Here is a 12665-nt window from a genome sequence, read left to right on the forward strand (position 1 = left end):
CGGCCGACGGTGATTTCGTGAGACGGGTGGATCGAGGCGGTTCAGTGAAGCAGACTGCCCTGTAGTTCCGCGCGGAGATCGGGCGTGAGGACCGCACCCGCGCGGTCGACGAGCAGGGCCATCTCGTAGCCGACGAGGCCGATGTCGCACTCCGGGTGCGCGAGCACGGCGAGCGACGAGCCGTCCGAGACGGACATGAGGAACAGGAAGCCCCGTTCCATCTCGACGACCGTCTGTGCCACGTTGCCGCCCTCGAAGATCCGGGAGGCCCCGGCCGTCAGCGAGGTCAGTCCCGACGCGACGGCCGCCAGCTGGTCGGCACGGTCACGCGGGAAACCCTCGGACATCGCCAGCAGAAGACCGTCGGCGGACACGACGACGGTGTGGGACACCCCGGGGGTGTTGTCCACGAAGTTGGTGATCAACCAGTTGAGGTTCTGTGCCGCCTGGCTCATCGGGCTCAACTAACGCTCCTGCTGGTGAGTGGGGCTCGGGAAGCTGCCCGTCTGGCCGGTGCCGGCCTGACGACCCTGCGCGATACCCCGACGGAGATTGGTCAGACGGCCGCGTACGTCATCAGGCGCACGGGAGACCGCCGGACCGGCTTGGTGCTGTTGCTGCTGAGCCGTGCCCGGGACGAGGTTCGCCCGGGGCACCCGGCGCGGCAGACCGGAGGTGGTGACACCGCCCGCGGCGGGCTGCCGGACGCGCTCGGCCTGCCGGACGAGGTCGTCGTTCGGCGAGCTGCGCCAGGCGGCCGAGCCGGGTCGCTGCGGAGCAGCCGGGGCCTGCGGCGCTTGAGGAGCCTGGGCCGGGGCGGCCGGGGCCGCGCCGTTGCCGTTCGCCGGCTGACCCTGGCCCTGGCCGCCCTGCGCACCGTGGAACCAGTTGGTCTCCAGGGTGTCGTAGAGCGGGGTACGTCCGTCGCCGGGGCTCGCCGCCGGCGGCAGCGCCTCGGGCTCCTGACGTACCGGCCGCTGCGGACGCTGCGGGGCCGGGGGCCGCGGGGCGCCGAAGTCGGCGGGACCGCGTCCGGCGCCCTGCTGCGGCCGCTCGAACTGGCCGGTCTGCTGCGGGTTCACCGGTCCGGCGGGGGACTGGCGGCCTGGCAGCGCGTGCTGACCGGTGGAGCTGCTGTCGTGGTTCGGCGCCGGGAACTGGCCGGTGGAGCCGTTGTCGTAGCCCTGCGGGACCGGGAACTGACCGGTCGCGGACGGGCCGTTGGGGGCCGGGGTGCCGAAGACGTCCGAGCGGACGAAGGAACCCGTGCCGTCCTGCGGGGCGTTGGCGCCCGGCTGGGCGAACTGCCCGGTGTTCTGCGGGGCGTCGAAGTCGGGCCGGGGGAACTGACCCGTGCTCTGCGGACCACCGAAGTCCGAGGCCGCGAACTGGCCGGAGTCCTGCGAGGTGCCGGGACGGGCGAACTGGCCGGAGTCCTGGGCGCCCGGCACCGCGTTCGGCCGGGGGAACTGGCCGGTCTGCTGCGGGCCGCCGGTGCCCGGCATCGGGGCGTCGAAGTCCGGGCGGGGGAACTCGGACGTGGAGCCCGGGCCCTGCCGGTCGTCGATCCGCGGCATGCGCGAGGTCTGCGAGGGGTCCTGCTCGTCATGCCCGCGCGGGGCGTCGAGCGAGGCGTGCGAGATCTGCGGCTGGGCGTTCTCGTCGCTCCAACTGGGCCGCGACTGCTGCGCGTTGCCGCCCGGCAGCTCGGCCCGCGGACCGCCGCGACCCGGCAGCAGACGGCTCCGCCGACCGCCGCCCTGCTCGCCCGCCGACGGGGCGGACTGCTGCGGCGGCCGACCGCCACCGAAGGCGTCCTGCGGCCCACCGGTACCGGCGGCCTGAAGCCCCTGCGGAGCACCTGGAGCCTGACCGCCGAAGCCCGCGCCCGCACCGGCCGGAGCGGGCCGGCCCTGCGACGGAGCGGACGGCGACTGCGGCCCACGCGCGCCACCGGGCGCACCCGGACGACCGGAGTTGCCGGTACCCGGCAGCGCGGCCCGCGGTCCCTGACCGGCACCGAGCCGGCCACCGGCCGGAGCACCGGCACCGAGGGCACCGCCCGCGGGCGCACCGGCGCCGAGCGAACCGCCGCCCGGCCGGCCGGAGCCGCCACGGGCCGCGGCCGCACCGGCGGCCGCCTGCGCGGCGGACGGGGCACCGCCACCCGCGCCCTGACCGGGCTTGGGCTGCGGCTTCTTGCCGCCCTGGGCGACGTCGACGGGCAGCATGACCAGCGCGGTCGTACCACCGGAGTCGGACGGCCGGAGCTGGATGCGGATGCCGTGGCGCTGCGACAGACGACCGACCACGAACAGACCCATGCGGCGGGAGACCGAGACGTCCACGGTGGGCGGCGAGGCGAGCCGCTCGTTGATCGCGGCGAGGTCCTCGGGGGAGAGGCCGATGCCGGTGTCGTGGATCTCGATCAGGACGCGGCCGTCGGGCAGCGCGTGACCGGTGACCTTGACCTTGGTCTGCGGCGAGGAGAACGAGGTCGCGTTCTCGAGCAGCTCGGCGAGGAGGTGCACGAGGTCGTTGACGACGCGGCCGGCCACTTCGGTGGTCGGCACGGCGGCCAGCTCGATGCGCTCGTACTGCTCCACCTCGGAGGCGGCGGCACGGAGCACGTCGACCAGCGGGACCGGACGGGTCCAGCGGCGGCCGGGCTCTTCACCCGCGAGCACCAGAAGGTTTTCACCGTTACGACGCATACGGGTCGCGAGGTGGTCGAGCTTGAACAGCGAGGACAGCTGATCCGGGTCGGCCTCACGGGACTCGAGCTCGGAGATCAGCGACAGCTGACGCTGGATAAGACCCTGGGAACGACGCGAGAGGTTGGTGAACATCGCGTTGACGTTGCCCCGTAGCAGGGCCTGCTCGGCGGCGAGCCGGACCGCCTCGCGGTGCACGTCGTCGAAGGCCGCGGCCACCTTGCCGATCTCGTCGCGCGAGTGCACACCGACCGACTCCACGGACGTGTCGACGTCCTGCGGGTCGGACTCGGACAGCTGCTTGACCAGCTCGGGCAGACGGTCGGTGGCGACCTTGGTGGCGGTCTCCTCCAGCCGGCGCAGCGAGCGGATCATGGAGCGGGCCACCACGAAGGCGCCGACGAGCGAAATACCGAGCACCAGCAGGATCAGCGCACCGGAGATGATCGCTTCGCTCTCCGACTCGTTGCGCAGCTCGCGGGCCTTCTGCTCCATCTGCTCGAGCAGGGTGCTCTCGATCTTGCCCATCTGGTCGATCTTGGTCGAGCTGTCGTCCAGCCAGTCCTTGTACGACCGCTTGTCCAGGTTCTCCAGACCGTTCGTGGAGTCCAGGGCGCGGCTGGCGTAGGTGTCGGAGGACTGGATGGTCGTGTTGTTGTCGCCGATGGGCTCCAGGAGCTCCACGGCGCTGGCCTTGCCGTAGATGGACTGGAAGCTCTTGAGCTCGGACTCCTCGCTGGTGAGGGCCGACTGGGCGTACAGCCGGTCGTTCTCCGAGAGGTCACCGAAGGACGTCTTGTTCGCGGGCAGGGCCGCGGCGAGGACGGCGCGCTGGATGGAGGCGTACTCCTTGGCGGCGGAGAAGGCCGCCAGGGAACGCGTCCGCTGGATCATGTCCGGGTTGCTGGTGGCCTGCGCCATGTCCTGCGAGAGGTCCAGCAGCTGCGTGATGAGGCGGTGGTAGGCCTCCACCGTCTGGGTGGAGTTGTCCGGGGCCTCGTACGCGTTGTTGCGGACCTTCTCGATCGAGCGGAGGCTGCCCACCAGGAGGACCACGTTGTCGCGGATGCCCTGGAGGCCGCTGCCCTGGTCGCCGATCTCCTCCGAGGAGTCGACGAAGTCCGTGATGGCGCGGTCGGTCTTGTCCCGCAGACCCTTGATCGTGTAGTCGCTCGCGCTGGAGCCGTGCGCCAGCGGGCCGGCCGACTGGTCACGCTCGTTCTGCAGCGCCTCGGCCAGGGCCGTGGCCTGCTTGGTCATGTCCGTCAGCAGCTTCATGTTCTCGAGCTGCTGGATGTCGTTCACGTTGTCGCTGATGCGCAGTGCGCCCAGCGAGGTGGCCGCGACGACGGGCAGCGCGAGCAGCGACACCAGACGCGTGGAGATACGCCAGTTGCGCAGCGCTATTCGCGAGCCGGGTCCGCTCGGGCCCTTCGGCGGCTTCACCGTCGGGGCGGTGGGGTTCGGGGCCCCGGAGGGCGTCGCGCCGGGGCGCGCACCTCCGTCGCCGGACGCCACCTGGCCCGGGTTCTGGGCGTGCTGGGGCGAGGAGCTGCCATTGCTGGGGGCAGTCCCGCCGTGCGGCTCCGGCTCCGCCGAAGCACTGCCATCCCTCTTGAAACGTCCCTGCACTAGCGTCGCAACCTCTGGACCAGGCGCCCTCCGCGTGAACGGAACGGCACGGTGTCGGCGTACTACGGGGGGCGTCCTGAATTACGCCCCCCGATGGTCGTGAGTGACCGGCGCTGGCTCCCCCTTCTCGCCGCCACTCGGCGCTCGGTGCGCCCCCTGTGCGCCGGCTCGATCCTGCGGCGGTCCGTGAGATTCCAGCACAGTGCCGGATCTCCAACAAGGGCCGTGGGTCAGGCCGTGACCTACGTGACAGCACGTAAGGGCTGAGTTACGGGTCGTAGAAAGTGATCCGGACGATAACGGACGTATGCCAACGGATCGTTGACGTGCGGGGGGTGTCCCAGTCGCCATGATCAGGAGCGGAATGATGGGTTCAGGGGGTCAATGTCCGTTTCGTTGGGGTGAGTTGCGGGCCGGAATTGACCGCTTTGCCCCTGGGGTCGTGAGCAAACTCACACACGGATCATGGGGTCTTCCGCTCTTCGGAGGGGAATTGCATGTTTAGCCTGACGCTTTACATGACGTAACACTTTGACAACCTGCGTCTGCGCGAGGGTCCTTCAGGACTCCGCCGACGCCCGAGGACGACAAGGTCCACTGCAACCGTGAAGACGACGATGATGTTCCGCAACATAGCCAACCCGCGGCGCACGACGCTGGCGCACCTCGAGGACGCCGACGACCTGCAGACCCCGGAGCTCCCGGAGCACTCGGTCGACCTCCCGGCCCAGACCGCCAACCCGCGCCGCACGGTCCTGATGGAGATCCCGGTCGCCGCTGCCGCCGAGTAGATCACAGCCGTACGACCATCAGGGCGCCCACGCCGATCCGCGGGGCGCCCTCGGTAATGCGCGCGGCAGCCGCCCCTCCCCGCGTTAGCCTGGAGCGTCAGACTCCAGCCAGCTCAGTTAAGGGGCGCAAGGATCCCGTGCGCATCGCCAGATTCTCCATCGACGGGAACGTCGCCTTCGGCGCGGTCGAGGGCGACAAGCCGGACGAACTCGTCCTCGACATCATCAAGGGCATCCCGTTCGCCGACTTCGAGCTCTCCGGCACGAAGGTCCCGCTGAGCAAGGTCCGGCTGCTGCCGCCGGTGCTCCCCAACAAGGTCGTGGCCTACGGCCGCAACTACGCGGAGCACGCGCGCGAACTCGGCAACGACGTCCCGGACGTCCCGTTCGCCTTCTTCAAGCCGTCCACCTCGGTGATCGGCCCCGGCGACGAGATCCAGTACCCGTCCTTCTCCGAGGAACTGCACCACGAGGCCGAGCTGGCCGTGGTCATCGGCCGCATGTGCCGCGAGGTCCCGCGCGAGCGCGTCAAGGACGTCATCCTCGGCTACACCTGCGCCATCGACGTCACCGCCCGTGACGTGCAGCGGCGCGAGAAGCAGTGGGCCAGGGCCAAGGGCTTCGACACCTCCTGCCCGCTCGGCCCCTGGGTGGAGACCGACCTCGACCCGAGCGACCTCACCATCCAGCTCACGGTCAACGGCCAACAGCGCCAGCTCGGCCGCACCAGCGAGATGATCCACCCGATCGAGGATCTGATCGTCAACATCTCCGAGGCCATGACGCTGCTCCCCGGCGACGTGATCCTCACGGGCACCCCGGCAGGCGTCGGACCGCTCACCGTCGGCGACGAGGTCGCCGTCACCATCGAAGGCATCGGCACTCTCACCAACAAGGTTGTCAAGCGTGGCTAGCGCACCCGTCCGCGTACGTTTCTGCCCCTCGCCCACCGGTAACCCCCACGTGGGCCTGGTCCGCACCGCCCTGTTCAACTGGGCGTTCGCCCGGCACCACCAGGGCACCCTGGTCTTCCGCATCGAGGACACCGACGCGGCCCGCGACTCCGAGGAGTCGTACCAGCAGCTGCTCGACTCGATGCGCTGGCTGGGCTTCGACTGGGACGAGGGCCCCGAGATCGGCGGCCCGCACGCGCCCTACCGCCAGTCGCAGCGCATGGACCTCTACAAGGACGTCGCCGCCAAGCTCCTGGACGCCGGCCACGCCTACCACTGCTACTGCTCCCAGGCGGAGCTGGACGAGCGCCGCGAGGCCGCCCGCGCCGCCGGCAAGCCCTCCGGCTACGACGGCCACTGCCGCGACCTGAGCGCCGAGCAGGTCGAGGCCTACCGCGCCGAGGGCCGCGAGCCGATCGTCCGCTTCCGCATGCCCGACGAGACGATCACCTTCACGGACCTGGTCCGCGGCGAGCTGACCTTCACCCCGGAGAACGTCCCGGACTACGGCATCGTCCGCGCGAACGGCGCCCCGCTCTACACCCTCGTCAACCCGGTCGACGACGCCCTGATGGAGATCACCCACGTCCTGCGCGGCGAGGACCTGCTCTCCTCCACCCCCCGCCAGATCGCCCTGTACAAGGCGCTGATCGAGCTGGGCGTCGCCAAGACCGTCCCGGAGTTCGGCCACCTGCCGTACGTCATGGGCGAGGGCAACAAGAAGCTCTCCAAGCGCGACCCGCAGGCCTCCCTCAACCTCTACCGCGAGCGCGGCTTCCTGCCCGAGGGCCTGCTCAACTACCTGTCCCTGCTGGGCTGGTCGCTCTCGGCGGACAAGGACATCTTCACCACCGACGAGCTCATCGCGGCCTTCGACATCGCGGACGTGAACCCCAACCCGGCGCGCTTCGACCTGAAGAAGTGCGAGGCGATCAACGCCGACCACATCCGCCTGCTGGACGTGAAGGACTTCACCGAGCGCTGCGCCCCCTGGCTCCAGGCGCCCTTCGCGCCCTGGTCGCCGGAGGAGTTCGACGAGGCGAAGTGGCAGGCGATCGCCCCGCACGCCCAGACCCGTCTGAAGGTCCTGTCCGAGATCACCGACAACGTCGACTTCCTCTTCCTGGCGGAGCCGGTCTTCGACGAGCCGTCCTGGACGAAGGCGATGAAGGAGGGCAGCGACGCGCTCCTGACCACGGCCCGCGAGAAGCTGGACGCGGCCGACTGGAGCTCCGCGGAGTCGCTGAAGGAGGCCGTCCTGGCCGCCGGCGAGGCCCACGGCCTCAAGCTCGGCAAGGCCCAGGCCCCGGTCCGTGTCGCCGTCACCGGCCGCACCGTAGGCCTGCCGCTCTTCGAGTCCCTGGAGATCCTGGGCAAGGAGACGACGCTGGCCCGCATCGACGCGGCCCTGGCGAAGCTGGCGGCGTAACCCGCACACCCGTGAGGGGCGGCACCCGGACCACCGGGTGCCGCCCCTTCGCCGTACCCCGGACAGGGCGGCAACTCCCGGGTTACCGTCGGATCATGAGCATTCGGGCCGTGGTCTGGGACGTCGACGACACTCTCTTCGACTACACCGGCGCCGACCGCGCCGGCATGCGGCTGCATCTGACGGCCGAGGGACTGCTGGACGGGTACGAGAGCGTCGAGCAGGCCATCGTCCGCTGGCGGGAGATCACCGACGTCCAGTGGGCGCGGTTCTCCGCCGGAGAGGTCGACTTCCAGGGCCAGCGCCGCGACCGGGTCCGGGCGTTCCTGGGCGAGCAGCTGAGCGACGCGGAGGCGGACGCCTGGTTCCAGCGGTACGTCGACCACTACGAGACCGTCTGGGAGCTCTTCCCGGACGTCCTGCCCGCCCTCGACGCCCTCGCCGCCAGCCACCGGCACGCGGTGCTCTCCAACTCCAGCATCCAGGTCCAGGACCGCAAGCTGCGCAGTCTCGGTGTCCACGACCGCTTCGAGGCGATCCTGTGCGCCGCCGAACTCGGCGTCTCCAAGCCGGAGGCCGCCGCCTTCCTCGCCGCCTGCGACGCCCTGGACCTCGCCCCGCACGAGGTGGCGTACGTCGGGGACCATCCGGAGATCGACGGCCGGGGCGCAGCCGACGCCGGGCTGCTCTCGGTGTGGATCAACCGTGACGGCGGGTACGCCGGCATCGACGCGCCCGTCGGCCCGCACCGGATCGCCACCCTCGCCGAACTCCCCGCGCTCCTCGGCGCGGATACCCGTTTTGGAGCCCCGTCCACCTTCGGGTAATGTTCTTCCTGCGCCGAGGGGAGCGGGCCGAGAGGCCGGAAACCCACAGCGCGAAACTAGAACAAGATCCCCATCGGGGCTTGCGTTCCAGTGGCCTATGGTGTAATTGGCAGCACGACTGATTCTGGTTCAGTTAGTCTTGGTTCGAGTCCAGGTAGGCCAGCTCGCAGAGCTCATCTGCAAAGCCCCCGTTGTGTAGCGGCCTAGCACGCTGCCCTCTCAAGGCAGTAGCGCCGGTTCGAATCCGGTCGGGGGTACAGATCCTTCCCGCGAAGGTGGTTCGGGTAGCTCCCACCACCATCGATGCAGGATCGCTAGGGCCCCCGTTGTGTAGCGGCCTAGCACGCCGCCCTCTCAAGGCGGTAGCGCCGGTTCGAATCCGGTCGGGGGTACTGACTGGTCTAAACCACATTGGTCTATGGTGTAATTGGCAGCACGACTGATTCTGGTTCAGTTAGTCTTGGTTCGAGTCCAGGTAGACCAGCTCGGACCTGCGGAGACGCAGGCTCCACGCCCCCGTTGTGTAGCGGCCTAGCACGCCGCCCTCTCAAGGCGGTAGCGCCGGTTCGAATCCGGTCGGGGGTACGTAGAGGAAGGCCCTCCACTTCGGTGGGGGGCCTTCTCCGTTCTCGGGGACCGGCTCCCGCCGCCCTACTCGAAGCCGTACCGCCGCGTCGACTCCTCCTCCTGCGCCAGCCGGTGCAGCGCCTGGAGCATCGGCTCGACGAGCACCACACCCAGCACCGCCACCTCCGCCTTCTCCGCCTCCGAGACGTGGGACTCCATGAACTCCATGTCCAGCTCGGCGACTTGGCGCATCAGCCGGGCGTACGGCACGAGCGTCTCGGGATTCCAGTCGTAGCCGAGCCGGCGCAGCGCGGCCGTCGCCACCACGAGGGAGCGGAAGGACGGCGAGATCGTCGTCATGGCCTGGGCGTTGGACCACCCCAGGGTCTTGAGCAGCCCCTCCATCGCGACCCGCGCGCCCTGCACGAACTCGTCGTCCGCGTCCGGCTCCGGAACCTGCGGCAGGGCCCAGACCGCCGCGCCCAGGCGCATCGCGCGAGGCAAGGAGTCGTCGTCGACGTGCCCCAGCACCTCCTTGACCGTCGCCACCGGCACCCGGCCGACCTGGATCATCGCGCGGATCAGCCTCAGTCGGCGCAGGTGCTCCTCGTCGTAGTCGGCGGTGGTCGTGTTGACCTGGCGGCCGGGCGCCAACAGCCCTTCGCGCAGGTAGTACTTGATCGTCGCCGTGGACACCCCACTACGCTCGCTCAGTTCGGCCAGCCGCATGTCTTGCGCCCTTCATTGGGGAGTGCCACTATCCAAGCATCATCCAGAAGGATAGTGCCGCTATCCGATGAGGGAGCCATGGGGGAGCCGTGTTCACGAAGCGGGTGCTGGGGCGTACGACCGCCGATGCCGAGGGGGACGTGGTGGTCCTGCTCATCGGGATGCGCATCAACCACTTCTGGGCCGTGCACCAGTGGGGGCTCGTGATGGTGTCGATGTTCCGCATGCTGGCGGAGCTCGCCAAGGACCCGAGCCGCGGGCTGCTGGGCAAGGTGATGCTGACGGCGTCGCCGCGGACGTACTACATCGTCCAGTACTGGGAGTCCAAGGAGAAGCTCTACGCCTACGCCCACTCGCCGGAGATGATCCACCACCGGATCTGGGGGCTCCTCAACCGCAAGGAGCGGGAGGGCAAGGTCAAGGGCCATGTGGGCATCTGGCACGAGGCCTATGTGGTGCCCGAGGGGTCGTACGAGGCGATCTACGGGGACATGCCCGCGTTCGGGCTCGCCGCGGCGCACGGGCAGGTGCCGCTGGAGCGGCGGGGGCGCTACGCCAAGGACCGGTTCGCGCACCGGTCGGCGAAGGCGGCCGGGAAGACCGGCTGACCCGGGGGGATCGGGGGAACGAAGGGGCCTGCCGCGGCGTTGGGGCAGGCCCCTTCGTCGATGTCCCGGTCCGGGGTTCAGCCCGTGCGGCGCAGGGCCTCGGAGAGGCGGGCCGCGGCGTCGATGACCGCCTGGGCGTGCATACGGCCCGGGTGGCGCGTCAGACGCTCGATGGGGCCGGAGACGGACACGGCGGCCACGACCCGGTTGGAAGGGCCGCGTACGGGCGCTGAGACGGACGCGACGCCCGGCTCGCGCTCGCCGATCGACTGGGCCCAGCCGCGGCGCCTGACGCCCGACAGGGCCGTCGCCGTGAAGCGGGCGCCCTGGAGGCCGCGGTGCAGGCGCTCGGGTTCCTCCCAGGCCATCAGGATCTGGGCCGAGGAACCGGCCTTCATCGTGAGCGTCGAGCCGACCGGGACGGTGTCCCGCAGGCCGGACAGGCGCTCCGCCGCGGCGACGCAGATGCGCATGTCGCCCTGGCGGCGGTAGAGCTGGGCGCTCTCGCCCGTGACGTCACGCAGGTGCGTCAGGACCGGGCCCGCCGTGGCGAGGAGACGGTCCTCGCCGGCCGCCGCGGCCAGTTCCGCGAGGCGCGGGCCGAGAATGAAACGGCCCTGCATGTCGCGCGCCACCATACGGTGGTGTTCCAAAGCCACGGCCAGCCGGTGGGCCGTGGGTCTTGCCAGTCCGGTGGCCGCCACAAGCCCCGCGAGGGTGGCCGGACCGGACTCCAGGGCGCTGAGGACAAGGGCTGCCTTGTCCAGAACGCCGACGCCGCTACTGTTGTCCATGAAACGATACTCACGTCTCACTCTGTGAAACGCAAGTTCCTTTTTTCGTGAGACGCGCAACCCTTGGATGCACAGCGGCCCGCGGACCAAACGGGCCTGGCGGCGGCTGCCCGGGAATCCAGGGGTGCGGGCGCCGCTTCCGGAAGATCTCTAGTTGGGCCGGCGCACCTCTTGCCGGCCGGAGGGAAAGCGATGGGTAGGACACTCGCGGAGAAGGTCTGGGACGACCACGTCGTCCGGCGCGCCGAGGGCGAGCCCGACCTCCTCTTCATCGATCTGCATCTGCTGCACGAGGTGACCAGCCCGCAGGCCTTCGACGGCCTCCGCAAGAGCGGTCGCCAGGTGCGCCGCCTCGACCTCACCATCGCGACCGAGGACCACAACACCCCGACCCTCGACATCGACAAGCCCATCGCCGACCCGGTCTCCCGGGTCCAGCTGGAGACGCTGCGCAAGAACGCCGCCGAGTTCGGCGTGCGCCTGCACCCGCTGGGCGACGTCGAGCAGGGCGTCGTGCACGTCGTCGGCCCGCAGCTGGGTCTGACCCAGCCCGGCATGACCGTCGTCTGCGGCGACTCCCACACCTCCACGCACGGTGCCTTCGGCGGCCTGGCGTTCGGCATCGGCACCTCCCAGGTCGAGCACGTGCTGGCCACCCAGACGCTGCCGCTGGTCCGCCCGAAGACCATGGCCATCACGGTCAACGGCGAACTGCCCGAGGGCGTCACCGCCAAGGACCTGATCCTGGCGATCATCGCCAAGATCGGCACCGGCGGCGGCCAGGGCTACGTCCTGGAGTACCGCGGCTCCGCCATCGAGAAACTCTCGATGGAGGCCCGCATGACCATCTGCAACATGTCGATCGAGGCCGGTGCCCGCGCGGGCATGATCGCCCCCGACCAGACCACCTTCGACTACCTCGAGGGCCGGGTGCACGCCCCCAAGGGCGAGGACTGGGACGCGGCCGTCGCGTACTGGAAGACCCTGAAGACGGACGAGGACGCCGAGTTCGACGCCGAGGTCGTCATCGAGGCCGCCGAACTGTCGCCGTTCGTCACCTGGGGCACCAACCCCGGTCAGGGCGCGCCGCTTTCGGCGGACGTCCCCGATCCCGCTTCGTACGAAGACGCTTCGGAGCGCCTCGCCGCCGAAAAGGCCCTGGAATACATGGGGTTGGAGGCCGGACAGCCGCTGCGCTCCATCAAGGTGGACACCGTCTTCGTAGGCTCCTGCACCAACGGCCGGATCGAGGACCTGCGCGCCGCCGCCGAGCTCATCAAGGGCCGCAAAGTCGCCGACGGCGTACGGATGCTGGTCGTTCCCGGCTCCGCGCGGGTCGGTCTGCAGGCCGTCTCCGAGGGCTTGGACGTCGTCTTCAAGGACGCCGGTGCCGAATGGCGGCACGCGGGCTGCTCGATGTGTCTGGGCATGAACCCCGACCAGCTGGCCCCGGGTGAGCGCTCCGCGTCCACCTCGAACCGCAACTTCGAGGGCAGGCAGGGCAAGGGCGGCCGTACGCACCTGGTCTCGCCGCAGGTCGCCGCCGCGACCGCCGTGCTGGGCCACCTGGCCTCGCCCGCCGACCTGTCCGACGCCCCTGTCGCCGCTGGAGTCTGATCAG

10 protein-coding genes and 5 tRNA genes are annotated in these 12665 nt (G+C 70.2%); 11 read left to right on the forward strand and 4 right to left on the reverse strand.

Annotation, left to right across the window (positions count from 1 at the left end; all coding sequences use genetic code 11):
• Positions 1 to 41: 41 nt before the first annotated feature.
• Together IQ210_RS43620 and IQ210_RS43625 are read right to left on the reverse strand one after the other, a co-directional pair.
• Positions 42 to 455 carry a roadblock/LC7 domain-containing protein gene (locus IQ210_RS43620; protein ID WP_003973453.1) on the reverse strand — a complete coding sequence of 138 codons (414 nt, stop codon included), beginning with the start codon at positions 453 to 455 and terminating at the stop codon, positions 42 to 44.
• 9 nt (positions 456 to 464) lie between these two features.
• The gene (locus IQ210_RS43625; RefSeq protein WP_194084809.1) at positions 465 to 4346 is read right to left on the reverse strand and encodes a sensor histidine kinase; all 3882 of its coding nucleotides are present in this window, start codon (positions 4344 to 4346) and stop codon (positions 465 to 467) included.
• Positions 4347 to 4951: 605 nt separating this feature from the next.
• Between IQ210_RS43625 and IQ210_RS43630 the strand changes: the two genes are divergently transcribed.
• The 9 genes from IQ210_RS43630 (at position 4952) to IQ210_RS43670 (ending at position 8931) form a co-directional block, all read left to right on the forward strand.
• The gene (locus tag IQ210_RS43630; protein ID WP_194084810.1) at positions 4952 to 5137 is read left to right on the forward strand and encodes a hypothetical protein; all 186 of its coding nucleotides are present in this window, start codon (positions 4952 to 4954) and stop codon (positions 5135 to 5137) included.
• A gap of 137 nt (positions 5138 to 5274) precedes the next feature.
• Positions 5275 to 6051 carry a fumarylacetoacetate hydrolase family protein gene (locus tag IQ210_RS43635; protein ID WP_079310420.1) on the forward strand — a complete coding sequence of 259 codons (777 nt, stop codon included), beginning with the start codon at positions 5275 to 5277 and terminating at the stop codon, positions 6049 to 6051.
• A complete protein-coding gene (gene gltX / locus IQ210_RS43640) occupies positions 6035 to 7519 on the forward strand; it encodes a glutamate--tRNA ligase (protein ID WP_194084811.1) in 1485 nt (494 codons plus the stop codon). The genes IQ210_RS43635 and gltX overlap by 17 nt, the downstream gene beginning before the upstream one ends.
• A gap of 95 nt (positions 7520 to 7614) precedes the next feature.
• A complete protein-coding gene (locus tag IQ210_RS43645; RefSeq protein WP_194084812.1) occupies positions 7615 to 8346 on the forward strand; it encodes an HAD family hydrolase in 732 nt (243 codons plus the stop codon).
• Positions 8347 to 8437: 91 nt separating this feature from the next.
• Positions 8438 to 8509, forward strand: a tRNA-Gln gene (locus IQ210_RS43650).
• A 21-nt stretch (positions 8510 to 8530) separates the two neighbouring features.
• Positions 8531 to 8603 (forward strand) — tRNA-Glu (locus IQ210_RS43655).
• Positions 8604 to 8665: 62 nt separating this feature from the next.
• Positions 8666 to 8738: transfer RNA gene (locus IQ210_RS43660), tRNA-Glu, on the forward strand.
• 20 nt (positions 8739 to 8758) lie between these two features.
• A tRNA-Gln gene (locus IQ210_RS43665) sits at positions 8759 to 8830 on the forward strand.
• 28 nt (positions 8831 to 8858) lie between these two features.
• Positions 8859 to 8931, forward strand: a tRNA-Glu gene (locus IQ210_RS43670).
• 66 nt (positions 8932 to 8997) lie between these two features.
• Here the strand turns inward: IQ210_RS43670 and IQ210_RS43675 are convergent.
• On the reverse strand, positions 8998 to 9642 hold the full coding sequence (locus tag IQ210_RS43675; RefSeq protein ID WP_194084813.1) for a MerR family transcriptional regulator: 645 nt from the start codon (positions 9640 to 9642) through the stop codon (positions 8998 to 9000).
• 89 nt (positions 9643 to 9731) lie between these two features.
• On the opposite strand from IQ210_RS43675, the gene IQ210_RS43680 reads away from it, so the two are divergent.
• Entirely contained in the window at positions 9732 to 10250 is a 519-nt protein-coding gene (locus IQ210_RS43680) for a DUF4188 domain-containing protein (protein WP_194084814.1), read from the forward strand.
• 77 nt (positions 10251 to 10327) lie between these two features.
• Here IQ210_RS43680 and ndgR read toward each other — a convergent pair whose 3' ends face one another.
• Positions 10328 to 11044: an IclR family transcriptional regulator NdgR gene (gene ndgR, locus IQ210_RS43685; RefSeq protein ID WP_015036427.1), complete on the reverse strand. Its 717-nt coding sequence runs from the start codon at positions 11042 to 11044 to the stop codon at positions 10328 to 10330.
• Between the two features lie 192 nt (positions 11045 to 11236).
• On the opposite strand from ndgR, the gene leuC reads away from it, so the two are divergent.
• Positions 11237 to 12661 (forward strand): 3-isopropylmalate dehydratase large subunit, encoded by a 1425-nt coding sequence (gene leuC / locus IQ210_RS43690; protein ID WP_194084815.1) that lies wholly within the window; start codon positions 11237 to 11239, stop codon positions 12659 to 12661.
• Positions 12662 to 12665 lie beyond the last annotated feature (4 nt).

Source organism: Streptomyces justiciae (assembly GCF_015163075.1).
Lineage (GTDB): Bacteria > Actinomycetota > Actinomycetes > Streptomycetales > Streptomycetaceae > Streptomyces > Streptomyces justiciae.

What these genes read in the sequence shown, in the direction of transcription:
- IQ210_RS43620 (WP_003973453.1), bottom strand. Translation starts at nt 455, where the DNA reads ATGAGCCAGGCGGCACAGAACCTCAACTGGTTGATCACCAACTTCGTG.
- IQ210_RS43645 (WP_194084812.1), top strand. Translation starts at nt 7,615, where the DNA reads ATGAGCATTCGGGCCGTGGTCTGGGACGTCGACGACACTCTCTTCGAC.
- IQ210_RS43675 (WP_194084813.1), bottom strand. Translation starts at nt 9,642, where the DNA reads ATGCGGCTGGCCGAACTGAGCGAGCGTAGTGGGGTGTCCACGGCGACG.
- ndgR (WP_015036427.1), bottom strand. Translation starts at nt 11,044, where the DNA reads ATGGACAACAGTAGCGGCGTCGGCGTTCTGGACAAGGCAGCCCTTGTC.
- leuC (WP_194084815.1), top strand. Translation starts at nt 11,237, where the DNA reads ATGGGTAGGACACTCGCGGAGAAGGTCTGGGACGACCACGTCGTCCGG.